General features: G+C 68.7%; 23 protein-coding genes. 12 read left to right on the top strand and 11 right to left on the bottom strand.

Annotated features, from left to right (window positions below; genetic code table 11):
* Nucleotides 1-10 precede the first annotated feature (10 nt).
* Genes LCL87_RS06915 through LCL87_RS06905 form a run of 3 tightly spaced genes read left to right on the top strand, consistent with a single transcriptional unit; the run spans nucleotide 11 to nucleotide 2626 of the window.
* Entirely contained in the window at nucleotides 11-646 is a 636-nt protein-coding gene (locus LCL87_RS06915; RefSeq protein ID WP_225018046.1) for a TetR/AcrR family transcriptional regulator, read from the top strand.
* Between the two features lie 11 nt (nucleotides 647-657).
* Nucleotides 658-1611 (top strand): alpha/beta hydrolase, encoded by a 954-nt coding sequence (locus tag LCL87_RS06910; protein WP_510850712.1) that lies wholly within the window; start codon nucleotides 658-660, stop codon nucleotides 1609-1611.
* Nucleotides 1589-2626: an NAD(P)-dependent alcohol dehydrogenase gene (locus LCL87_RS06905; RefSeq protein ID WP_225018042.1), complete on the top strand. Its 1038-nt coding sequence runs from the start codon at nucleotides 1589-1591 to the stop codon at nucleotides 2624-2626. The genes LCL87_RS06910 and LCL87_RS06905 overlap by 23 nt, the downstream gene beginning before the upstream one ends.
* Nucleotides 2627-2699: 73 nt before the next feature.
* Here LCL87_RS06905 and LCL87_RS06900 read toward each other — a convergent pair whose 3' ends face one another.
* From LCL87_RS06900 to LCL87_RS06870, 7 genes are all read right to left on the bottom strand, one after another.
* Complete coding sequence (locus LCL87_RS06900; RefSeq protein WP_225018040.1) at nucleotides 2700-3848, bottom strand: oxidoreductase; 1149 nt, start codon at nucleotides 3846-3848, stop codon at nucleotides 2700-2702.
* Nucleotides 3845-4369, bottom strand: a complete 525-nt coding sequence (locus LCL87_RS06895) for a nuclear transport factor 2 family protein (RefSeq protein ID WP_225018038.1) — start codon at nucleotides 4367-4369, stop codon at nucleotides 3845-3847. The genes LCL87_RS06900 and LCL87_RS06895 overlap by 4 nt, the downstream gene beginning before the upstream one ends.
* A gap of 70 nt (nucleotides 4370-4439) precedes the next feature.
* Nucleotides 4440-4955 (bottom strand): nuclear transport factor 2 family protein, encoded by a 516-nt coding sequence (locus LCL87_RS06890; RefSeq protein ID WP_225018036.1) that lies wholly within the window; start codon nucleotides 4953-4955, stop codon nucleotides 4440-4442.
* 120 nt (nucleotides 4956-5075) lie between these two features.
* Nucleotides 5076-5714 (bottom strand): TetR/AcrR family transcriptional regulator, encoded by a 639-nt coding sequence (locus LCL87_RS06885; RefSeq protein ID WP_225018033.1) that lies wholly within the window; start codon nucleotides 5712-5714, stop codon nucleotides 5076-5078.
* 178 nt (nucleotides 5715-5892) lie between these two features.
* A complete protein-coding gene (locus tag LCL87_RS06880; protein ID WP_225018031.1) occupies nucleotides 5893-6345 on the bottom strand; it encodes a nuclear transport factor 2 family protein in 453 nt (150 codons plus the stop codon).
* An 80-nt stretch (nucleotides 6346-6425) separates the two neighbouring features.
* On the bottom strand, nucleotides 6426-7862 hold the full coding sequence (locus LCL87_RS06875; RefSeq protein WP_225018029.1) for an aldehyde dehydrogenase family protein: 1437 nt from the start codon (nucleotides 7860-7862) through the stop codon (nucleotides 6426-6428).
* A gap of 168 nt (nucleotides 7863-8030) precedes the next feature.
* Entirely contained in the window at nucleotides 8031-8552 is a 522-nt protein-coding gene (locus LCL87_RS06870) for a hypothetical protein (RefSeq protein WP_510850705.1), read from the bottom strand.
* An 84-nt stretch (nucleotides 8553-8636) separates the two neighbouring features.
* Here LCL87_RS06870 and LCL87_RS06865 point away from each other — a divergent pair, with 84 nt between their 5' ends.
* The gene (locus LCL87_RS06865; RefSeq protein ID WP_225018025.1) at nucleotides 8637-9086 is read left to right on the top strand and encodes a DUF8021 domain-containing protein; all 450 of its coding nucleotides are present in this window, start codon (nucleotides 8637-8639) and stop codon (nucleotides 9084-9086) included.
* 59 nt (nucleotides 9087-9145) lie between these two features.
* A complete protein-coding gene (gene fabG / locus LCL87_RS06860) occupies nucleotides 9146-9907 on the top strand; it encodes a 3-oxoacyl-ACP reductase FabG (protein ID WP_225018023.1) in 762 nt (253 codons plus the stop codon).
* On the opposite strand, the gene LCL87_RS06855 is transcribed toward fabG, so the two are convergent.
* Nucleotides 9880-10659, bottom strand: coding sequence for a LuxR C-terminal-related transcriptional regulator (locus tag LCL87_RS06855; protein ID WP_225018021.1), 780 nt, complete (start codon nucleotides 10657-10659; stop codon nucleotides 9880-9882). The two genes, fabG and LCL87_RS06855, sit on opposite strands and share 28 nt — an antisense overlap.
* Nucleotides 10660-10805: 146 nt before the next feature.
* Between LCL87_RS06855 and LCL87_RS06850 the strand changes: the two genes are divergently transcribed.
* From LCL87_RS06850 to LCL87_RS06830, 5 genes are all read left to right on the top strand, one after another.
* Nucleotides 10806-11972, top strand: coding sequence for an LLM class flavin-dependent oxidoreductase (locus LCL87_RS06850; RefSeq protein WP_225018019.1), 1167 nt, complete (start codon nucleotides 10806-10808; stop codon nucleotides 11970-11972).
* Nucleotides 11969-13012, top strand: a complete 1044-nt coding sequence (locus LCL87_RS06845) for a 2,3-butanediol dehydrogenase (protein ID WP_225018017.1) — start codon at nucleotides 11969-11971, stop codon at nucleotides 13010-13012. The genes LCL87_RS06850 and LCL87_RS06845 overlap by 4 nt, the downstream gene beginning before the upstream one ends.
* Nucleotides 13005-13802: an SDR family oxidoreductase gene (locus LCL87_RS06840; RefSeq protein WP_225018015.1), complete on the top strand. Its 798-nt coding sequence runs from the start codon at nucleotides 13005-13007 to the stop codon at nucleotides 13800-13802. Before LCL87_RS06845 ends, LCL87_RS06840 begins: the two co-directional genes overlap by 8 nt.
* A 136-nt stretch (nucleotides 13803-13938) precedes the next feature.
* Nucleotides 13939-15411 (top strand): MmgE/PrpD family protein, encoded by a 1473-nt coding sequence (locus LCL87_RS06835; RefSeq protein ID WP_225018013.1) that lies wholly within the window; start codon nucleotides 13939-13941, stop codon nucleotides 15409-15411.
* Entirely contained in the window at nucleotides 15408-15908 is a 501-nt protein-coding gene (locus tag LCL87_RS06830; RefSeq protein ID WP_225018011.1) for a nitroreductase family deazaflavin-dependent oxidoreductase, read from the top strand. Before LCL87_RS06835 ends, LCL87_RS06830 begins: the two co-directional genes overlap by 4 nt.
* On the opposite strand, the gene LCL87_RS06825 is transcribed toward LCL87_RS06830, so the two are convergent.
* Nucleotides 15905-16837, bottom strand: a complete 933-nt coding sequence (locus tag LCL87_RS06825; RefSeq protein WP_225018009.1) for a DNA glycosylase family protein — start codon at nucleotides 16835-16837, stop codon at nucleotides 15905-15907. The two genes, LCL87_RS06830 and LCL87_RS06825, sit on opposite strands and share 4 nt — an antisense overlap.
* A 73-nt stretch (nucleotides 16838-16910) precedes the next feature.
* On the opposite strand from LCL87_RS06825, the gene LCL87_RS06820 reads away from it, so the two are divergent.
* Both LCL87_RS06820 and LCL87_RS06815 read left to right on the top strand, forming a co-directional pair.
* Nucleotides 16911-17501 (top strand): ribonuclease H family protein, encoded by a 591-nt coding sequence (locus LCL87_RS06820; protein ID WP_225018008.1) that lies wholly within the window; start codon nucleotides 16911-16913, stop codon nucleotides 17499-17501.
* 266 nt (nucleotides 17502-17767) lie between these two features.
* Complete coding sequence (locus LCL87_RS06815) at nucleotides 17768-19069, top strand: HNH endonuclease signature motif containing protein (RefSeq protein WP_225018006.1); 1302 nt, start codon at nucleotides 17768-17770, stop codon at nucleotides 19067-19069.
* 426 nt (nucleotides 19070-19495) lie between these two features.
* Here LCL87_RS06815 and LCL87_RS06810 read toward each other — a convergent pair whose 3' ends face one another.
* Together LCL87_RS06810 and LCL87_RS06805 are read right to left on the bottom strand one after the other, a co-directional pair.
* Nucleotides 19496-19936 carry a DUF7832 domain-containing protein gene (locus LCL87_RS06810; RefSeq protein WP_225018004.1) on the bottom strand — a complete coding sequence of 147 codons (441 nt, stop codon included), beginning with the start codon at nucleotides 19934-19936 and terminating at the stop codon, nucleotides 19496-19498.
* Between the two features lie 114 nt (nucleotides 19937-20050).
* Nucleotides 20051-21190, bottom strand: a complete 1140-nt coding sequence (locus LCL87_RS06805; RefSeq protein ID WP_225018002.1) for an NADH:flavin oxidoreductase — start codon at nucleotides 21188-21190, stop codon at nucleotides 20051-20053.
* Nucleotides 21191-21338 lie beyond the last annotated feature (148 nt).

The raw sequence follows: 21338 nt of genomic DNA, 5'->3' as shown, positions 1-21338 counted from the left end.
GGCCGACACCATGACCAGCCACCCCGCCTCCAGCGACGAGACCCGCACGCGGAGAGCGAACAAGGGTGAGGAACGCCGCGCCGCGATCCTCGAGGCCGTCGAACGCCTACTCGAGGACCGCAGCCTCGACGAGATCAACATCAGCGACATCTCGAGGGCTGCGGGGGTCACCCGGTCGGGCTTCTACTTCTACTTCGACAACAAGGCGAAGGCCGTCGCCGCCCTGTCGCGGACCGTGTACGGCGAGATGCAGGAGGGCGCCCGCGCCTACCTCGCGCGCGAGGGCAGCCCGCGGGAGATGATCGACGGCTTGATCGCCGAGGTGATCGGGACGTGGGAGCGTCACCCCAATCTGTATCGCGCCCTGCGGGATGCGCGGGACTCCGATCCCTCGGTGCGGGAAATGTGGGATCGCGACCGGTTCAGCTTCGTCGATCCGGTGGCGTCGGTGATCGACGCCGAGCGGACGTCGGGGCGCGCGGCTGACGGCCCGGAGAGTCGGGCGCTCGCAGTGGTTCTTCTCGACATGAACGACCGCGCCGTCGAGAGCCTGTCGCGCGGCGGGCCGGAGGCGCTGACCCCCGAGACCGCTCGCGAGGCGCTCGTCGCGGTGTGGCTCAACACAATCTATGGGAGCAAATTGTGAATCGGACCGATGTGGATTTCTCGGTGCAGGGGACGTCCTGCGCCGCCTGGCACTACCGCGGCGAGGGTGACGCCTTCCTGACCGAGTCGGGCCGACCGTGTGTCGTGATGGCGCACGGCTTCGGCGGCACCGTGGACTCCGGCCTCGAGGGCTTCGCCGAGGGCCTGGCCACCGCCGGCCTCGACGTCCTGGCGTTCGACTACCGCGGCTTCGGACGCAGCGGTGGTGAAGTGCGGCAGACGATCTCGATCCAGGGCCAGCTCGACGACTACGCCGCCGCCATCGCGGCGGCGCGCCGCACGGACGGCGTCGATCCCGACCGCGTCGTCGCGTGGGGAGTGTCGCTGTCCGGTGGCCATGTGCTCAGTCTCGGTGCGAGCGACCCCCGGCTGGCGGCGCTCGTCGCGCTCACCCCGGCCACCGACGCCCGCGCGGCGTCGACCGCCTCGATGAAGCAGTACAGCCCCGCGCACCTGGCGAAGAGTTCGTGGGCGGCGGTGCGGGACAGGGTCGCGTCGGCGCGTGGCGGCGCGGGCGTCACGATCCCGCTGGCCGGCCGTCCCGGCGAGGTGGCCGCGCTCGCGCTGCCCGGCATCTACGAGGACTATCACTCCATCGCCGGGCCCAGCTGGCGCAACGAGGTCAGCGCGCGGTCCTTCCTCGAGATCGGCTCGTACCGGCCGGTGACGGTCGCCAAGAACGTGACCGCCCCGCTGCTGGTGCAGATCGGCGATCTCGACCGCAGCGCGCCGCCGCACGCCGCCGCGAAGGCCGCCGAGCAGGCCCGCGCCGAGGTGCGGCACTACCCGTGCGACCACTTCGACGTCTACCCCGGCAAGCAGTGGTTCGATCGGGTGCTCGAGCACCAGATCCTGTTCCTGCGCAGGCATCTCGCCGCCCCGAGCGTCCCCGCCGTCGCCCTCGTCGTCGAGGAGGTGCGTGATGAGAGCGTTGCAGCTGGTTGAGCACGGCCGGATCGCCGTCGTCGACACCGACGTTCCCGAGATCGGCCCCGGTGAGGTCCTGATCGAGGTGGCCGGTGCGGGACTGTGTCACTCCGACATCCACGTGCGGCACTCGCCGGCGTCGATGATGCCGCCGCCGATGACGCTGGGGCACGAGACCGCCGGCCGCATCGCCGCTCTCGGCGACGGGGTCGAGTCCTTCGCCGTGGGCGACGCCGTCCTGGTGTTCCTGGTGTGGAGCTGCGGCACGTGCCGTGCCTGCGTGCAGGGCCGCGAGAACTCGTGCGAGCGTGCGACCGGCCGGCAGGGTCTGCCGCTGTGTCCGGGCCTGGCCGCGCACGGCGGCATGGCCGACTACATGAAGGTCGATGCCCGGTTCGTCGAACCACTCGGCGACCTCGACCCCGTCACCGCCGGCCCGCTCGCCGACGCCGGTCTGACCACCTACCACGCGATCGACGGTGCGCGAGACCGGCTCGGGCCGGGCACGACGGCAGTGGTGCTCGGTATCGGCGGGCTCGGCCACACCGCGGTGCAGATCCTCGCGGCCACCACCGCGACCCGGATCATCGCGGTGGACTCGGCGGAGGAGAAGCTCGAACTGGCCACCACACTGGGCGCCGAGCACGCGTTCGCCAGCGATGCGTCGTGCGTCGGGAAGATCCTGGAGCTGACCGACGGGATCGGCGTGGACGCCGTCTTCGACTGTGTGGGCGTGCAGGCGACGGTCGACATCGCCACCCAGGTGATCGGCCGCGACGGGGCGCTGCGGGTGCTGGGACTGGGTGGCGGACACTTCGACTGGACCGGGTTCGCGCTGCCGTGGGGTGCGAGTGTGCGCCTGAGTTACGCCGGCACCCGCGCGGACCAGCGGGCGGTGATCGACCTGGCACGTCGCGGGCTCGTGACGATCGAGTCCGAGACGATCCCGCTCGAGGACGCCGTCGCCGCCTTCGACGCGCTCGAGGCCGGGAAGATCAAGGGCCGGGCGATCCTGGTGCCCAGCCGATCCTGAAACGCCGAAACGGGAGTTCCCGGCACACCCCTCGCGGGAAAGGTGCCGGGAACTCCCGTTCGTGGTCGATCCGTCAGTACAGACGGCCCTCGTGCAGCTTGCGGTCGAACTCCGGCATTGGATCGCCGTTGCGCAGACGCTGCGAGATCGCGGGGTCCGCCATGTGCAGGCGTCCGATCGCGACGAGGTCGAACTCGCCCTCGTCCACCCGGCGCATCAGGTCCGGCAGGTTGTTCGACATCTGCGGCAGCCCGGTGATGACTCGCTCGTTGAGCGCACTGTCGAGTCCGACGCTGCCGACCGCCATGACGGTGGCGCCGGTCAGCTTCTTGGCCCAGCCGGCCAGCGACAGGTCGCTGCCCTCGAATGCGGGGGCGTAGAACCGGCGGATGCTCGCGTCGAGGATGTCCACACCGGCGTCGACGAGCGCGTTCAGCACCACGCCGAGTTCCTCGGGGGTCTCGGCGATCTTGGAGACGAAGTCCTGCTGCTTGTGCTGCGAGAATCGGAAGATGATCGGGTAGTCGTCGCCGATCTCCTTGCGGATCGCCTTGACCACCTCCGCGGGGAACCGGGTGCGGCGCTGCAGGTCTCCGCCCCACTCGTCGTCGCGCTGGTTGGTGGGCGCCCACAGGAACGCGTCGAGCAGGTATCCGTGGCCGCCGTGCAGGGCGATGCCGTCGAAACCGACGTCGATCGCGTTGCGCGCCGCAGCGGCGTACGCCGCGATGACGTCGGCGATGTCCTGCTCGGTCATCGCGGCGGTGACCGGTCGCATCTGCTCGACGTACTCGTCCGAGTACATCGTGTTGCCGACGGTGCCCCAGTGTCCGGACGGGCGCATCGGGGTGACGTCGCCGACCGGACCCATCGCGCCGAACAGTGGTCCGACGTGCCACAACTGCGGGACGATCTTGCCGCCCGCGGCGTGGACCGCGTCGACGACGTTGCGCCAACCCGCCAGCGCCGCTTCGCCGTACATCACCGGAACGGTGTCGGCGTCGACGGCCGACGGGTGTTCGATCGCGACACCCTCGGTGACGATGAGCCCCGTCCCGCCCTCGGCGCGACGGCGGTAGTACGCGACGACCTCGTCGGTGGGGATGCCGCCCGGCGAACCGTGACGGGTCATGGGCGACATCGCGATCCGGTTCCGCAGCTCGAGGGACCGGACGGTGAGTGGCGCGAAGAGGGCGGACGTGTCGAGGGCTGCGGTGGTCACAGGGCTCCCATGTAGTCGAAGAAGTTGGGCGTGTGGGTCTCGCGCAGGCGGGTGAGCTTGCGGTAGCTGATCAGCCACTTGCCCTCCACCTTGCGGTACTCCTCGTGATAGTGGCCGTAGCCGTGAAGGTGCTCCTCGACATCGCCGTTGGTCCACCACAGTTCGTCTTCCATGGCCCAGATGCCGGTGGCGGTGGTGTCGGAGGTGAGGACGATCTCGGGCTGGTGGCCGTGGTGTGCCGTGGTCACGTGCGTCGAGGACCCGAGCATGCCGCGGATCGAGTTGGTCAGGTGCTCGCGCCCGGACGCGCGGTTGGACTGCCCATTCGCCTTGGGCTGCTTGTCGCCCGGCAGTCCGGCCCACGTCTCGGTGACGACGTCCTCGGTGTGCAGGGGCCCGTAGAGATCCCACTGCTTGGTGTCCATGACCCGCAGGCGCGTCGCGAACACACGCTTGATCTCCTCGATGGCGAGCAGCTGCTCGGCCGCGGTCATCGTCAGTTCACCGGTGGGTGCGCCCATGCGTGGACCTCTTTCCTCTATCGGGATCTATCAACCAAGCGATTGTTTGGTGATCTGGAGCACAGCATAACTAGCGGCGCGGTGCCTTCGCTCCGCGGTAGTCGTAGAAGCGGGGCGTTGCGGTTTCGCGCAGCCGGGTGAGGGTGCGGTAGCTGATCAGCCACTTGCCCTCCACCTTGCGGTACTCCTCGTGGTAGTGGCCGTAGCCGTGGAGGTGCTCCTCGGCATCGCCGTTGGTCCACCACAGTTCGTCTTCCATGGCCCAGATGCCGGTGGCGGTGGTGTCGGAGGTGACGACGATCTCGGGCGTGTGGCCGTGATGCACGCTGGTCACGGACACCCTGCCGTCCAGGGTGTTTCGAATTGCGTCGGCGAGTGTGTCGCGTCCGGTGACGCGGCTGCCGGCGCCCCAGGACTCGCTGACGACGTCCTCGGTGTGCACCGACCCGTACAGCTCCCACTGCTTGGTGTCCATGATCCGCAGGCGCCGGGCGAACACCTGCTTGATCTCCTCGACGGCGAGTGCCTGCTCGGCGGGTGTCAGTGTCAACGCCGGCGAGGGGGTGTCCGTAGCGGGTGTGCCCATGATTCGACCTCCGTATTCGGGGTGTGGAAGAGCAAGCTTTCGACTGGTCCGGAGCCTAGCCGCCACGTGTCGGCGGCGGCGGTGACATCTCATCCAGTCGAACAGACGTCCCCGCGCGGTTCACGCCGCCGCCGGAGCAGGAGCCTGGTGCGCCGAATCCTGGTGGGAGCAGCGGGCGTCGACAGCGAAGCCGTCGAGGAAGATCGACACGCAGTCCTCGGCGAGTCGCTTGGTGGAGTACGCGTCGTCGGCGCTGTGCCACCGCGTGGACAGCCACACGCAGTCGCGGATGAAGCGGTGGAACACACCCGCGGGCAGGTCGTTTCGGAACGCGCCGCGTCGCTTGCCGTCCTCGATCGTGTCGATCCACACCTGCTGGATCTCGTCCGCGAGGTCCCCCGCGCGGGTTCGCTGCGACTGATTGCGCAGGTGGGGGAGCTCATCCTGGTACACGGCGGTCGCGTGCGGGCGCTCGTGTGCCACGTCGAGGGAGGTGTCCACGATCGCCTGCAGGCGCGAGCGGGGGTCCAGGTTCCGCGTGTCGAGCGAGCGGTACCGACGCTGCAGTTCCACGAGGTAGTCGACCACGAGTTCGTCCACGATGGCGAGCTTGGACGGAAAGTGATGGTAGAGCGCTCCCGACACGACGCCGACGCGGTCGGCGATCTCCCGGATGGTCGTCGCGGCCACGCCCTTACGTGCGAACAGTTCGGCCGCCGCGTCGAGGATCTCGCGGCGTCGCGTCGAGCATTCCGTCATCGTCCAGGCCCTCCCAAGCGTCCCAACCAATCGCTTGACCGAGGCTATCGGGTCGAACGCTTTGTGGGGAGGGGGTGTTCCGCTCAGCAAAAATATGCCTGAACTGCATCGATCAGTGATCGTGCGCGACTCGGCCCGGAGCTGGGACCAACCTAACGGCGTTTGGTTCCGGGATGCCTCAGCCGAGGAGCTTCACCTCGATGTCGTAGGTCAGATCGACCGAGAGCTCCCGCCGGGCGATTCGCCACGTACCGTCGCTGCGGCGGTATTCGTCCTGGTAGCGCATCGCCACGACGTAGTCGCGGTGGCCGTTCTCGGTGGCGTACACGTGGTGGGCCTCGCCGTAGACCTGGCCGCGGGCCGTGTCGCCCGAGAGGTCGACGATCTGCTGGCTGACGACGTGGCGGGTGGAGTGGAGATGCGCGACGGCCTCGAGCACCCCCTGAGCGATGTCGACGTTGCCGGCCAGTGTTGCGTTTCGGCCGCGTCGGACCAGACCGGCCGGCTGGACCAGCTCCGCGTCGTCGGCGAAGAGCGCGGTCAGCGCCGCTTCGTCGCGGCGATCGACGGCGATCGCGTACTGCGCGACGAGATCGGTGAGGGCCAGGCGGTCTACGAGTTCACTGCTCATGAAACGCATTCTCCCCGCCGGCCGTGGGGTCGGCGGGGAGACTTCTCACTGATCGGCAATGTCTCCCTTGCGGGGTGCAGTTACGGGGTGACCTGGGCCTCCATCGCGGCGAGGAAGCCCTCACCGTACGGCGGCAGCATGCCCCACTCGGCGCGCGGATCGTGTTCGGGCGCCTCGAAAACCGTACGAGCGTGGCTGAACTCGAGGAAGCCCTCATGCCCGTGGTAGTGGCCCATGCCGGACGCGCCGATGCCGCCGAACGGGGCGTCGTGCATGCCGGGGTGCATCATGATGTCGTTGACCGTCACGCCGCCGGAGAAGGTGCGGGTGAGCACGGCCTGCTGCTCGGCCGGGTCGGTTCCGAAGTAGTACAGCGCCAACGGCTTCGGTCTGCTGTTGATGTCCGCGATGACCTCTTCGGTCTGGTCGTACGGCAGCAGGATGACCGCGGGGCCGAAGATCTCCTCCTGCATGATCTTCGATTCGGCCGGCGGCGAGACGACGATGCGCAGCGGGCGCTTCCGGTCGTCGTCGAACTCGGCGTTCTCGTCGACCGGCGTGGCGACGATGAGCACGCCGCGGTCGTGTGCGTCGGCGACCAGTGCCTCGACCCGGGCGAGGTGACGATCGCTCACGACCGCAACGACATCCGGATTGTCGGTGATGGTCGGCAGCAGGGTCGCGTACGACTTCTCGAGCGCGCCGACGAAGCTGTCGAGGTGCTCCCGCGGGACGTACACGACGTCGGGAGAGACGCAGATCTGCCCGGAATTGGTGGCCTTCGCGATCGCGATCTTGTTGGCCGCGGCGTCGAGATCGGCGCTGCGGCCGACGATCGTCGGCGACTTGCCGCCCAACTCGAGGGTGACCGGGACGAGGTTCTTGGCGGCGTTGGCCATGACCAACTTGCCGACCTCGGTGCTGCCGGTGAAGACCAGGTGGTCGAAGGGCAGTGAGGTGAACGCGTCGGCCACGTCCGGGCCGCCGGTCACGACGGCGACCTCGGTGGGATCGAACATCTCCGCGACGGCGTCGGCGAGGACCTGCGCCGTCTGCGGCACGATCTCGGACGGCTTGAGGATCGCGCGGTTGCCCGCGCCCAGCGCGCAGGCCAGCGGGCTCAGCAGCGTGAACAGCGGCGCGTTCCAGGTGCCGATGATGCCGACCGATCCTTTGGGCTGGTACTGGACGTACGCCTTCGCGCCCAACTGGTCGTACGGCGGGTACGGTGGCCGCTCCTCGTCCTCCATCCAGGACTCGAACGAGTCGCGGGTGTGCTTGAGCGACGTGATGGATCCGAGGATGTCGTTCATGATCGAGTAGCCGACCAGGCGTCCGCCGAAGTCCGCGTCCATCGCCTCGGTGAGGGGCTTGTGGAAGCGCACGAGCAGGTCGATCATCTTCTGCAGTCGGGCGCGACGCTCGTCGGCGGACGGGGTTCCCTGTTCGGACGCAACACGTTTCTGGGCCTCGAGGATCTGCGGGAGGCGGGTGATGGCGGCGGTGTCCGTACTCATGGGTAACTCCTGTCGTTGCCGATGTCACGAAGCTAACGACCTGTGTCGGTGGTAACACCATGTCGTCTCGCCCACCGGGAGTGTTCGTCGGCGACCGGCCCGGAAGGGGGCCACAGGGCCGGTCCGTCCCGGTGGGAGGTACTCGTACGGGGGAGTCGAGGGTCCTCGCTAGCCGGGACTTCCGTCCTCGGAGCGGGATTCCTCGTCGGAGTCGTCGAGAGCGGCGCCACTGCGGGTGACCACGAGTCCGGTGCCGACGAGACCGATCAGGACCACGCCGAGCGCGACGCTCGGCCAGCCCTCCGTCTGCCAGTACACATCCCGCAGGGTGATGAGCAGCGCGGCCTCGTCGACGATCAGCGCGAGCGCGATGCCGAGAGCCAGTCCCATCCATGTGCGCGCGCGAGGGCTGCGGTCGACCATGCCGAAGATCGCGACACCCGCCAGCAGCAGGATGCCCCACAGATAGTGGTGCAGGTGCGTGCCGCCGGCGGAGACGTCGCCGAAGTCCCGGGAGTCGATCTGGATCAGCCACGTCACCAGTCGGGCGCCTCCGAATGTGACCGTGAACGCGAGCCATGCGAGCACGATGCCGCGCCGGGTCTCGTCGATCTGACTCCATCGGCGTGGAAAGCGCACACGTCGGATCTCGGGTTGCATTCGATGGTCGTCGGATCGAGGTCGTCCCATCATTTCTGTCTACTCCCGACAACGTGTCGCCGCCGGGCACGAGCATTTCACCCTCATTGAAACGCGTTCTAGCTACGATGCGGCATGCGCATCGCGAAGACGTCGACCCTGTCCCTGCTCGCCGCGGCCACCATGGCTGTCGTGGCGCCCGCCGCCGCGTCGGCCGCGCCGAACCCGGCCGACTCCCCGAACCAGGCGGTGGCCCGCGCCTACATCGACGCACTCGTCAGCCACGACGCGAGCGCCGTCGTGTTCACCCCCGACGCCACCCGTGTCGAGGCCGGACTGCAGACCGGGTTCAGCGGGCCGCAGCTCACGAACGACCTGAACCACGGCGTCCAGTACCGCGTCATCCAGGGCGTCCGCGACCTCGTCATGAAGGAGTCCGGCGACACCGTCCACACCCGGTACCTGCTCGACGCCGGGTTCGGTCCGCAGCGGCTGATGACGGTCGAGATCGTCGAGTCGTTCACCTTCGAGAACGGCGCGATCGACCGGATCGTCGCCACCATCTCCCCGGTCTCCCTGTCCTGACGGCGCCGCCCGCGTAGCCTCACCGACGGACGACAGCGGGCAGTGGGAGGGAGCGACACATGACGGACGGCAACCAGCGGGTGGCGGTGGTCTCGGGAGCGGCACGCGGGATCGGCGCCGCGATCGCGAAGCGCCTCGCGTCGGACGGCCTCGCCGTCGCGATTCTCGACCTCGACGAATCCTCGTGCGGCGAGACGGTCTCCGCGATCCAGGGGGCCGGTGGGCGCGCGCTCGCGGTGGGCGCCGACGTCTCCGACGAGGCCTCGGTGGCGGCCGCCGTCGAGCGGATCGCCGACGAGCTGGGCGCGCCCACCGTCGTCGTGAACAACGCCGGGATCACCCGGGACAACCTGCTGTTCAAGATGTCCGTGGACGACTGGGACGCCGTGATGAACGTGCATCTGCGCGGGGCCTTCCTGCTCACGCGGGCCGTCCAGAAGCACATGGTCGACCAGAAGTGGGGCCGCATCGTCAACCTGTCGAGCATCTCGGCGCTCGGCAACCGCGGCCAGGTCAACTACTCGGCGGCGAAGGCGGGCATGCAGGGGCTGACGAAGACGCTCGCACTCGAACTGGGCCCGTTCGGCGTCACCGCGAACGCCATCGCACCCGGATTCATCGCGACGGAGATGACCGCGGCGACCGCCGAGCGCCTCGGGGTCCCGTTCGACGACTTCATGGCCGCGGCCGCCGCGGAGACGCCGGTGCGCCGGGTGGGTCTGCCCGACGACATCGCGCACACCGCGTCGTTCCTGATCAGCGAGGGCGCGGGATTCGTATCGGGACAGGTGATCTACGTGGCGGGCGGCCCGAAGGACTGACGCTGCACGGATCGTATGACGTCGAGTGCGAGCTGCGTGCGTGACGCGCACCCGGTGGCCGCGAGGATGCGGCTGACGTACTTCTTCACGGTGTCCTCGGTGAGCGTGAGACGGCGGGCGATGGCCGCGTTGGTCAGGCCGTCCGCGACCAGTCTCGCGACCTCGCGCTGGCGTTCGGTGAGCAGCGCGAGCAGGTCTCGTCCGGGTGCCGTGTCGAGGCTGCGGGTGAGCACCGAGAGTTGCCGGGCCAACAGCTGTAGTGCCGCGAGATCTCTGGGGCCGAGCGCATTCTGCTTCTGATCGAACAAGCCGACGAGGGCGCGCGCCTTGCCCGGCAGTTCGAGATGTATCGCGTTGACCGACCGCACGCGCCACGCGTCGAGATAGTCGCGCACGTACACCTCGCACTCCGCGGGTAGTTCGTGCAGATCGGTCAGCGAAGCCACCCGCGTCGTCTCGAGACGGCGTCTGGCCTCGGGAGAGGCGAACACGTCGTAGCGCGCCCACCGCTTCCGGTAGATCGCCCGCTTCTGTTCCCATTCCGGTGAACCCGCCACGTTGGCGTCGGGATCGACGAACTGGCTCTCGAAGGAATCGCCGACGAAGCACGCCGCAACGCCGATCGGGAACACGTCGGTCATGGCATCGACGATCCGGGTGCGGAACTCCGGCACGGTCCGGACGTTCTCGCACCGGTCGAGGACTGCGAACACGCGCTGATAGTCGGCGGTACCCAGCGAGACGTCGGTCAAAACGGTTCACCACCAGTTCGGTTCGAAACGGCGTGCGCCGTAGCGGTTCACGGGGACTGTCCACCAAAGTGCACTGTCGCCCCGGCGGAACGAATTCTAGCGTCGGAGACGACTGTGTTTCAGCGATTTCCCGAGGAGAACACCGCATGGGCAGGCTACGTTTCGGCGCATTCATCGCGCCGCACCACGCGATCGGACAGAACCCCACCGCCGCGCTGCAACGCGACCTCGAATTCGTCGAGCACCTGGACCGCCTCGACTTCGACGAGGTGTGGATCGGCGAGCACCACTCCGCGGGCAGCGAGATCATCGGCAGCCCCGAGATCTTCATCGCCGCGGCCGCCGAGCGCACCAAGCGCATCAAGCTCGGCACCGGCGTGACGTCGCTCAGCTATCACAACCCGCTGTGGGTCGCCGACCGCATGGTGCTGCTCGACCACCTCACCCGCGGACGCGTCATGCTCGGCGTCGGCCCCGGCTCGCTGCCGACCGACTCGGCGATGATCGGGCTGAACCCCACCGAGTGCCGCGAGCTGCTCGACGAGAACCTCGACATCGTCGTGCGCCTGTTGAACGGCGAGTCGGTGACCGCCACGACGCGCACGCACACCCTGGTCGACGCCCAGCTGCAGCTGCGCCCGTACTCGTACCCGTGCTTCGACGTCGTCGTCGCCGGCGTGGCGTCGCCCACCGGGCCGCGACTGGCCGGCAAGCACGGCCTCGGCCTGCTGTCGATCGGCGCGACGCTCTCCCCCGAGGGCTACGACGCGCTCGGCCACCACTTCGGGATCATGGAGGAGCGCGCCGCCGAGTACGGCACCGCCGTCGACCGCGACCAGTGGCGTCTCGTCTGCCCGATGCACATCGCGGAGACCGAGGAACAGGCACAGCAGGACGTCCGCTTCGGGTTGGGCGAGTGGATCGACTACTTCGGAAAGGTCGCGGCGTTCCCGCATTTCGGCTCCGGTGGAGCCGCGATGGACGACATGATCAAGTACATGAACCACTCCGGCATGGGCATCATCGGCACCCCGGCGCAGGCCCGTGAACTGATCGACAAGCTGGTGACCCAGTCCGGCGGGTTCGGTTCGATGCTCATCATGAACGCCGACTGGGCCAACCCGGCCGCGACGAAGCGCTCGTTCGAGCTGATCGCCCAGCAGGTGGCCCCGCACTTCCAGGGTCAGTCGCAGCCGCTGCTCGACGCCGCAGCCCGCGCCGGCCAGAAGCGCGACGGATACAACGAGGCGCAGCATGCCGCGATCGCGCACATGACCAAGAAGTACGAGGACGAGTTGGCGGCCAAGGCATGAGGGCCGCGGTTCTGCACGGCATCGACGACCTGCGGGTCGAGGAGGTGCCGGAGCCGGAGCTGCCCGACGGCTACGTCCTGATCGACGTGGCGTTCAACGGTATCTGCGGATCCGACCTCGGCATGATCCACTCGTTCGGGATCTCCGAGCACCCGCATCCGCTGACCGGGGCGTGCGGGCCGCAGATCCTGGGCCACGAGTTCTCCGGGGTGGTGCGCGCAGTGGGTGCCGGCGTCGCCGACGTCGCCGTCGGCGACCGGGTCGCGGTGCAGCCCAACTACCACTGCGGCACCTGTGCCCGGTGCCGGGACGGGCACCAGCACCTGTGCACGTCCGCGGCCTTCCACGGGATCAACGCCCCCGGTGGCGGATTGGCCGAGCGCACCGCGGTGCCCGCCGAGAACGTGCACGTGCTGCCCGACGGCGTCTCGCTCGAGCAGGCCGCCGTGGTGGAGCCGCTGTCCGTCGCGCTGCACGCCGTCGGACTGTCGGGCGTCCGGCCCACGGACTTCGCCCTGATCCTCGGGGCCGGGCCCATCGGCATCGCGACCGCACTCAACCTGTGTGCGGACGGTGTGGACCGGATCCTGCTCAGCGAGCCGTCCGCGTCGCGGCGCGCGGTCGCGGCCGCTCTGGGCCTCGACGTGATCGATCCGACGGAAACCGATCTCGTTGCCGCGGTGCAGGATCGCACCGACGGGGCAGGCGCCGACGTCGTGTTCGAGTGTGCTGGTGTCGGCGCCGCGTTGCAGACGGCGCTCGCGGCCGTGCGGACGCGGGGCGCGGTGGTCCTGCTTGCGACCTACAAGGAGCAGGTGCCGCTCAACACGTACGCGCTGATGTTCGGCGAGATGCGGCTGATGTCGTCGCTCGCATACTCGCGCAAGGAATTCGCCTCCGTCATCGATCGTATGGCGGCGGGTGCCTATCCGCTCGACGGATGGGTGGAGCGCGTCCCGCTCGCGGACGTGGTCGACGGTGTCCAGGCGGCGTCCGACGGGCGTCGTATGAAGGTTCTCGTGGAGGTGTCTCATGTCTGACAACACGTTCGACGGCGAGCGATTCGCCGGCCGGGTCGCGGTCGTGACCGGTGCGGCGTCGGGAATCGGTGCCGCCGTGGCGAAGCGGCTGATCGGTGAGGGTGCATCCGTCGTCGGCATCGACGTCGCTGCCGACGCACTCGCTGTCCTGGAGAAGGACCTCGGTGAGCGGTTCGTCGGTGCGACCGCCGACGTGACCGTCGAGGACGAGGTCGCGGCGGCCGTCGCCGTCGCGGTGGAGCGCTTCGGATCGCTGGATCTGGCCTTCAACGTGGCCGGCGCGGCGCGCGGCGGCATGATCCTCGACCTCGAGGAGTCCGACTGGGACTTCACCGTCGACCTCGTGCAGAAGGGCGTGTTCCTGTGCACCAAGCACGAGGCACGGCACATGGTGGCGAACGAACGGGCCTGCGCGATCGTGAACGTCGCGTCGCTCAACGCGCGCGTACCGATGATGGGCGGCAGCCCGTACGTGACGGGCAAGGCCGGAGTCGAGATGTTCGGCAAGAACGCTGCGCTCGAGCTGTCCCCGCACGGCATCCGCGTCAACACCGTGCTGCCCGGTCTCGTCGACACCCCGCTCGTCGCCGGCGTCACCGGCTGGGAGCCGCTGCTGAACGGCTTCCTCGAGCGAATCCCGATGGGACGTCCGGCGACTCCCGAGGAGATCGCCGCGCCGTGCCTGTACCTCGCGAGCGACGACGCCACCTACATCACCGGAACGAGCCTCATGGTCGACGGCGGCTGGGAGATCTCCAACTACCCGGACGTGATGAAGCTCGTCGGCTGATCTCGAACGGCATCGGGGCGCCTCGATTTCTCGGTTACCGGGAATCACGGGGCGCCCCGACGTCGTTGCTGGTCGGATGACGTCGATCTGCCACGCAAGGCGACTGGTGCTGTAGGACACGGGGAGTGGTGCGGACATGACGACGACGATCGAATCGCTCGCGGCCTTCGTGGTCGGGACGCCGGCCGATGCGATTCCCGAAGAGGTCGTGGAGTATTCGAAGCTCCTCCTGTGCGACACCGTCGTGTGCGCCCTGGCGACGGCCGCACTCGAGCGCGGCACGATGGCCCGCAATCTCGCCCGTCGGATGGGTGGCCCCGAAGAGTCTCTGCTGCTCGGCTCCGGGGACCGCTCCTCGGTGCTGTCGGCGTCCTACGCGAATGCCGATCTGATGAACGTCCTCGACGCCGACGAGACCTTCTTCAACTCTGCGCATTTCGCGGCTATGAGCTTCGCGCCGGCCCTGGCGCGGGCGGAGCAGGGCCGGGCGAGCGGCGCCGAACTCGTGCGCGCGGCGGCTCTGAGTTTCGACGTCAACGCCCGCCTCAACCTGGGCACGTCGCTGATGGAGTACGACGGCGAGCAGATCCGGTTCTCCCAGCTCTCCTCGCACGGCTACGCCGCGCTCGGGGCCGCGGCCGCGATGGCGGTGCTGGGTGGGTTCGGTACCGAGGAACTGGCGCACGCGATGGGACTCGCCACGTGGCTCACGCCCACCGCGAAGAACGGCTACATGGGGTCGCGTCGGAAGTTCAACTCGCTCAAGTACGCGCCCAACGGGCAGATCGCGCACGCCGGGGTCACGGCCGCGATGATGGTCGCCGAGGGCTACATCGGCGACGTGGACAGCCTCGACACTCAGCCCGGCTTCCTCGAGGCGCAGGGCTACCGCGGCGGCGACCGCGCCGCGATCCTCGCTGACCTGGGCTCGGTCTGGTGGATCACCGAGACGTCGGTGAAGCCGTATCCGGCGTGCCGATTCGCGCACGCGGCGCTCGACGCGGTGCTCGAGTTCCAGCGCACGCGCGCGGTCGATCTCGACGACATCGAGCGGGTGGAGGTCCGCCTCGGCCCCGGCGCCTACAGCATCTCCCAGTTCCGCGATCCGCTGACCGAGCTACCGGACGACCACACCGGCACGTTCGCCGGACAGTTCAACATGCCGCACCTGGTGGCGGCGGCACTGCTGGGTGTCCCGGCCGGACCGAAGTGGTTCTCGGCGGACATGATCGACGATCCGCGGGTCCGCGCCCTCGCCTCGCAGGTCGTCGTCGCCGAGGACCCCGTGCTGCGCAAGGAATGGCAGGACGCGCTCGCGGCGGGACCCGGCGAGAAGATGCGGCGCACCCGCGGTTCGATCACGGTGTACACCCGCACCGGCGCGGTCGACTTCGAGACCGACTTCGCGCTCGGCGATCCGTGGGCCGAGAGCACCCGCGCGTCGTGGACGATGCTCGAGGACAAGATCGCCGGATTCTGTGACGGCATCATCGATTCCGATCGCCAGGCCCGGATGGTGTCCGCCTTCCGTGATCTCGACAAGATCGACGACGTTGCTGCGGAACTTGTTCCGCTGCTGGCCGTGAACCCGGGTGAGGCTGTCCGATGACCATTCCCAAGGAGAATGTCCAGTTCTCGTCCTACGGCAAGCCGTGGATGATCGTGGTCAAGGGCAAGCGGGGCATGGCCTTCGACCGCTGGCTGGTGCGCCGGACCGGCTACTCGGTGGTGTCGCTGCAGTACGCGCTCGCCGGCGGCAACCCGTACCAGCCGACCCTGCTGCTCACCACCGTCGGCGCCAAGACCGGCGACCTCCGCCCGGTGGCGCTGCCCTACGTGCGGCGCGGCGACGACCTGATCGTGGTGGCGTCCAAGGGCGGCGGGCCGATCAACCCGCACTGGGTGGCGAATCTGCGCGCCCACCCGCTGTGCTGGTTGCACGTCGACCGCAAGCCGGTGTCGGCGACGGCCCGCATCGCCGAAGGGGCCGAGCGCGAGGAACTGTTCCCCTACGTGTGCGAGCGCAAGCCCAACGTCGCGCGCTACCAGGAGCGGGCGTCCACCTTCGGCCGCGACATCCCGCTCGTGGTGCTCAGTCCGCGCTAGTGCCAGGAGTGGTCGACGATCGGCGTCCGCGGCCCGAACTTGGGTTTGCGGGCCTGCCCGCTGATCTCGAGCAGCCGGATCGCCCGGTAGCGGTGCGGGCGGAGGTCGGCGAGGTACTCGACCATGCCCTCGTCGTCGAGGGGGCGGCCCAGCAGCGACCACCCGACGATCGACGCGAGATGGAAGTCGCCGACGGACAGGGCGTCGGCGTCGCCGAGAGCGCGCTGGGCGACCTCCGCGGCGGTCCACAGCCCGACGCCGGGGACGGCGCGCAGACGCCGGTACGCATCGAGTCGGTCCATTGCGACGGTCTCTTCGAGGCGATCGGCGACGCGGGCACACGCGACGATGGTTTTCGCGCGCTGCGGGTCGACATTGGCGTGGTGGAACTCCCACGACGGGATCCGCCGCCACGCCTCGGCGCTCGGCGGCACCCGCATGCCGTCCGGCGCGGGGCCCGGCGCCGGGGTGCCGAACTTCGTCACCAGCCGCCGCCACGACGCCTGGGCGGCGACGCCGTGCACCCGCTGCTCGAGGATCGCCGGCACCAGCGCTTCCAGCACCCGTCCGGTCCGCACGATCCGCAGGTTCGGGAAGCGCCGATGCGCCTCGGCCAGCTTCGGGTGCGTGGGTGCGAAGTCGTCCGCCCGGCCGGCGTCGTCCTCGCCGACGAGGCCCGGCAGATACGTCTCGAGTTCCGCCGCCCCGGGCCCCCACGCGCGGGCGTCGACGACGCTCGGACCGTGCTGGCGGAGCCGGTAGGTGACCGCGCCCGACGGCAGCAGCGACGTGCGCCACACGGTGCCGTCCGGCTCGCGGCGGTGGCACGGATCGAAGCGTCCACGGCGCAGCGGCGACAGCGTCGACGCGAGGTCCACGGGACGTCGCGTCGACACCTCGAACTGCACTTCGGAGGCCGTATCGGTCATCGCTGGCAGCTTATCGCCGCCGGGCCGGGACCTGACCGGCGGCCGTCGTGGCGGCAACGTATTGTCCGAACCCATGATCATCGTGAGTACCGACGGTTCGTGTCTGAAGAATCCCGGTGGCGCCATCGGGTGGGCGTGGGTCGATCACGAGGGTCCGAGCCGGTCGGGCGGTGCGGTCTCCGGCACCAATCAGATCGCGGAGTTGTGGGCGCTGGTCGAGGCGGTCGTCGCGCATCCCGGCCCCGAGCCGCTGCTCATCGAGTCCGACTCGCAGTACGCCATCAAGTGCGCGTCCGAGTGGCTGCCCGGCTGGAAGCGCAAGGGTTGGAAGACGGCGTCGGGAGGTCCGGTCAAGAACCTCGAACTGGTGCAGGACATCGACCGCGCGATCACCGAGCGGTCCGGCCCGGTGCGGTTCCGCTGGGTCCGCGGACACGTCGGCAACCACTTCAACGAGATCGCGGACAAGCTGGCGGGGGAGGCCGCCCGCGCCGTGGCCTCGACGCCGGAGAAGGCGCGCCCTTGGGCCGGGCTCGGTCCGAGGGAGACACCCGCCCGCCCGGTGGCCGCCGCAGCACCGGCAGCACCGGCAGCACCGGCAGCACCGACAGCACCAGCCGCCGCACCCGTGCCCGAACCGGAGCCGCTGCTCACGCTGTTCTGAGCGCAGCCGCTCCGAGTCGACCCAGGCCCGCTCTGTCCTCGCCGGACAGGGCGGGCCTTCGCATGCCAGTAGGGGTGAAGTCGATCATCGGCGCCACGGTGCCGGCAAGTCGACGCTGCTGCCGATCGTCAGTCGCCTGCTCGACGTGCGACGCCTGGAACAGCCGCATGACGGCTCGCCCTGCGCTTCACCGCGACATACGTGCTGCTCGACGACCTCGACATGGACCAATTGACTCGAACATCAGTTCGAACTAAACTCGAGTCATGAATCCGGGGGGACTCAACGATTCGGGCATCGCAGCCACCGCGCTGCAGCCCGACGACGTGCGCCTTCTCGCCGAAATCACGTTGCTGCAGAACACGATCGACGTCACCCGCGAGATCGAACGCCTCGAGGCGTTGCGGGTCGCGATGGTCGCCGAAATCGACGAGCGGGCAGTTTCGTTCGACACCCTCGGGTTTCGAAGCGTGAAGATGTGGCTGGCCGCGAACAGCCTGTTGGAAGTGTCGACCGCGGGACGAATCCTCTCGTTGGGCCGGATGCTCGGCCGGCAACCCGAGATCGCCGACGCCTACAACGTAGGCGATATTTCGGCCGAGCATGCTGCGTTGATCGGGAAGTTCTGCGAAACCCCGCCGCGCGGGATGCCGAACGAAGCACTCGACTCGTGTCGGAAGGTGTTGCTGGACAGCGCTACCGGACCCACCGCCACCACCACGACGGTCCGCACCTGTATCTCCCGGCTCGAGCGGATCTTCGAATCCGACGAACTGCCTCCCAGTGAGGACGCCGAGCGCAACGAATTCCATGCATCCAAGACCCTGAACGGGCGGGTCGCGGTGAAGGGTGATCTCGACGCGGTGACCGGTGAGATGCTGTTGACCGCACTGTCTGCACTGACGAAGCCGCGGAATCCGATGGACGACCCCGCCGGTGCTCGTACGCCGGCACGGCAGCGGGCGGACGCGTTCGCCGAAATTCTGCGCCGCTACCTCGACTCCGGAGACGCACCCATTGAAGGCGGGGAACGACCCCATCTGTCCCTGCATGTGAACGCCAGCGACCTTGCCCGCAGCGAAGCGGATCACGATTGGGCGGGATCAGACGGCGATCCGGACCCGTTCGGCGACAATGACATTGCACGCATGCCGCACACAGGGCCGCTGTCGATCGCCACTGCCCGCAGATTGGCCTGCGACTGCCACCTCACGCCCATCGTCATGGACGACGGTGTGCCGCTAAACCTGGGCAGAACAACCCGCACAGTGTCGAAGAAGCAGCGTCGCGCGTTGGTTGCCCGCGACCACGGCTGCGCATTCCCTGGCTGCGGTGCACCACCTGCCCACTGCGAAGGTCACCACGTAATGCATTGGGCCGACGGCGGACCCACCGATCTCGACAACCTCGTCCTACTCTGCCGCTATCACCACGGGCTACTACACCACTCACACTGGCGAGTGAAGATCGGCACCGACCGCCATCCGTGGTTCACCCCACCATCAACCGTGGACCCCTACAAGAAGCCCGTCCCCGCCCACAATCGCGCGGGACCACGGGCCGCGTGACGCTGCAGCCGGCACCCCCAGGGAAGGGGTGCCGGCCACAGCGGGATGGCTCTCGGGTCGCCCCCGAATTCCGCATCCGCGCGGCGCGCCCGTCGCCTCTGCACGCCCAGGTTGCCTACGGTCGATCGAGCTGGCCGAACGGCGACTTCGACCGAGCGTGCCCGTTCCACTATCGCGTGGCGAGCAAACGCGCACCGGTACCAACCACAGAGGGAACAGCTCATGAACAGATCCTCGAGCGCGGCGATCCTGCTGTACGTGATCGCCGTTGTCGCACAGGCACTCACATGGGCGGATCTGGGCAGTGCGGAACGCAGTTCCAGGATCGTGCTCTTTCCTCCTCGCCGCAGCGCTGTTGGCGGCGATCCTCGGGTCACGCGCCGACCGAGGCTGAGTTCTGAGTACCTGAGTCCTAGGACCCGCCCGCTACGCGACGAACTGCGGCCGCCCGCTGTCCAGCCAGGTGTGGAAGCGGTCGCCGATCCGGTCCGCGATCCGGTCGTAGTTCTCCCAGGTGTCCTCGACCCGGTAGATCTCCTCCGCGGTCGTGTCGAACTCGTCGCAGTAGTCGTCGAGATACCGGGAGTCCTCGCTGCGGCCTGCGTAGTACGCGACGGCGAACGCGTTGCCGTCGGCGGTGAGGTCGTCGCTCACGAACCGCTCGTCGAGCACGTCCATCAGGAACGCGCCGGGCGTCGTCTCCCGAGTCTCGAGTGGTTCGAGTTCGTCCTCGACGCTCTCGCTCGCGAAGCCGGTGAGCAGGCACCACGCCACGAACATGCCGATGTGGGTGCCGGCGGCAGCCTGCGGCAGGTCGTCGGGAAAGTCGCCGCCGTAGTGCCAGTCGGCGTCGTCGTACTGCGTCAAGGATCGATTTCCTTCGATTTCGGGCTGTGCGGCAGATGCCGAACAGACGACCGGTCGCCGCAACGCCTCGCGCGGAGAAGTTGCGGCGACCGGGTGATCACGTCGAGCGAGAGACTACGTCAGCGAGCCCTCGTGGACCTCACGGACGAACTCGGGCAGCGCTTCGCCGGCGCGCAGGCGCGAGGCCAGTGCCGGGTCGGCCAGGTGCAGGCGGCCGATCGCGATGAGGTCGAACTCGCCGCCGCCGATGCGCTTCTCGAGCTCGGGGATGTTGTCGACGACCGGCGCGGAACCTTCGATGCGGCTGTCGCGCAGCGACTTTCCGATTCCGACGCTACCGACGGCCATGGTGATCGCGCCGGTGACCTTCTTGGCCCAGCCGGCCAGCGACACGTCGCTGCCCTCGAACGCGGGGAAGTCGAAGCGGCGGATGCTGGCGTCGAAGACGTCGACCCCGGCGTCCGCGAGTGCGCCGAGGATCACCTTCAGCTCGTCGGGGGTCTCCGCGATGCGTGCGGTGTAGTTCTGCTGCTTGTGCTGCGAGAAGCGGTAGAAGATCGGGTAGTCCTCGCCGATCTCGGCGCGGATCGCCTTCACGACGGCGACGGGGAAGCGGGTGCGCCGCTCGAGGTCGCCGCCCCACTCGTCGTCACGCTTGTTGGTGCCCTCCCACAGGAACGAGTCCAGCAGGTAGCCGTGGCCACCGTGCAGGGCGATGCCGTCGAAGCCGACGTCGATCGCGTTGCGGGCCGCGCGCGCGAACGCGGAGATGACGTCCTGGATGTCCTGCTCGGTCATCGCCTCGGTGGCCTGCGTAACCCACGAGGTGTACGACTCGGGGTACGACGTGGTGCCCAGCGGGCCCCACTCGCCCGACGGGCGCATCGGCTTGAGCGCCGGGTCCACCTTGCTCATCGCGCCCCACAGCGGGCCGACGTGCCACAGCTGCGGAATGATCTTGCCGCCGGCCTCGTGCACGCCGTCGACGACCTTGCGCCAGCCCGCCAGCGACTCCTCGCCGAACAGGCGCGGGACGCGCGAGTTGTCGACCGCGGTCTCGTGGTCGATGGCGACGCCCTCGGTGACGATCAGGCCCGTGCCGCCCTCGGCGCGGCGGCGGTAGTAGCCGGCGACGTCGTCGCCCGGGACACCGTCGATCGAGTAGGAGCGCGTCATCGGCGACATGACGATGCGGTTCGCGAGTTCGAGCGAACGCACCTTCAGCGGCTGGAACAGGGGAGATGAAGAGGTCATGTCGTCGGCGCCTTTTCGGGATCGTCGTAAACCAAGCAATTGCTAGGTAGCGTTTCAGGGAGTTTCCGGACCCGTCAAACCGGGGTCTCACTCAGCGCAAACGTGCCGAGACTAGGGTCGGCAGGTGTGTTCGGGGCCACCCGGACTG

This window comes from Prescottella equi, from assembly GCF_020171745.1.
In the GTDB taxonomy this organism is placed as follows: Bacteria; Actinomycetota; Actinomycetes; order Mycobacteriales; family Mycobacteriaceae; genus Prescottella; species Prescottella equi_A.
The sequence above is the reverse complement of the archived record's forward strand: the minus strand, read 5'-3'. Positions and strand labels throughout refer to the sequence as shown.

Bases quoted from the DNA above. Each gene is read 5' to 3' on its own strand.
- LCL87_RS06915 (WP_225018046.1), top strand. From the start codon at position 11: ATGACCAGCCACCCCGCCTCCAGCGACGAGACCCGCACGCGGAGAGCG.
- LCL87_RS06905 (WP_225018042.1), top strand. From the start codon at position 1,589: ATGAGAGCGTTGCAGCTGGTTGAGCACGGCCGGATCGCCGTCGTCGAC.
- LCL87_RS06895 (WP_225018038.1), bottom strand. From the start codon at position 4,369: ATGGGCGCACCCACCGGTGAACTGACGATGACCGCGGCCGAGCAGCTG.
- LCL87_RS06890 (WP_225018036.1), bottom strand. From the start codon at position 4,955: ATGGGCACACCCGCTACGGACACCCCCTCGCCGGCGTTGACACTGACA.
- LCL87_RS06885 (WP_225018033.1), bottom strand. From the start codon at position 5,714: ATGACGGAATGCTCGACGCGACGCCGCGAGATCCTCGACGCGGCGGCC.
- LCL87_RS06880 (WP_225018031.1), bottom strand. From the start codon at position 6,345: ATGAGCAGTGAACTCGTAGACCGCCTGGCCCTCACCGATCTCGTCGCG.
- LCL87_RS06875 (WP_225018029.1), bottom strand. From the start codon at position 7,862: ATGAGTACGGACACCGCCGCCATCACCCGCCTCCCGCAGATCCTCGAG.
- LCL87_RS06870 (WP_510850705.1), bottom strand. From the start codon at position 8,552: ATGGGACGACCTCGATCCGACGACCATCGAATGCAACCCGAGATCCGA.
- LCL87_RS06865 (WP_225018025.1), top strand. From the start codon at position 8,637: ATGCGCATCGCGAAGACGTCGACCCTGTCCCTGCTCGCCGCGGCCACC.
- fabG (WP_225018023.1), top strand. From the start codon at position 9,146: ATGACGGACGGCAACCAGCGGGTGGCGGTGGTCTCGGGAGCGGCACGC.
- LCL87_RS06850 (WP_225018019.1), top strand. From the start codon at position 10,806: ATGGGCAGGCTACGTTTCGGCGCATTCATCGCGCCGCACCACGCGATC.
- LCL87_RS06845 (WP_225018017.1), top strand. From the start codon at position 11,969: ATGAGGGCCGCGGTTCTGCACGGCATCGACGACCTGCGGGTCGAGGAG.
- LCL87_RS06840 (WP_225018015.1), top strand. From the start codon at position 13,005: ATGTCTGACAACACGTTCGACGGCGAGCGATTCGCCGGCCGGGTCGCG.
- LCL87_RS06835 (WP_225018013.1), top strand. From the start codon at position 13,939: ATGACGACGACGATCGAATCGCTCGCGGCCTTCGTGGTCGGGACGCCG.
- LCL87_RS06830 (WP_225018011.1), top strand. From the start codon at position 15,408: ATGACCATTCCCAAGGAGAATGTCCAGTTCTCGTCCTACGGCAAGCCG.
- LCL87_RS06825 (WP_225018009.1), bottom strand. From the start codon at position 16,837: ATGACCGATACGGCCTCCGAAGTGCAGTTCGAGGTGTCGACGCGACGT.
- LCL87_RS06820 (WP_225018008.1), top strand. From the start codon at position 16,911: ATGATCATCGTGAGTACCGACGGTTCGTGTCTGAAGAATCCCGGTGGC.
- LCL87_RS06815 (WP_225018006.1), top strand. From the start codon at position 17,768: ATGAATCCGGGGGGACTCAACGATTCGGGCATCGCAGCCACCGCGCTG.
- LCL87_RS06805 (WP_225018002.1), bottom strand. From the start codon at position 21,190: ATGACCTCTTCATCTCCCCTGTTCCAGCCGCTGAAGGTGCGTTCGCTC.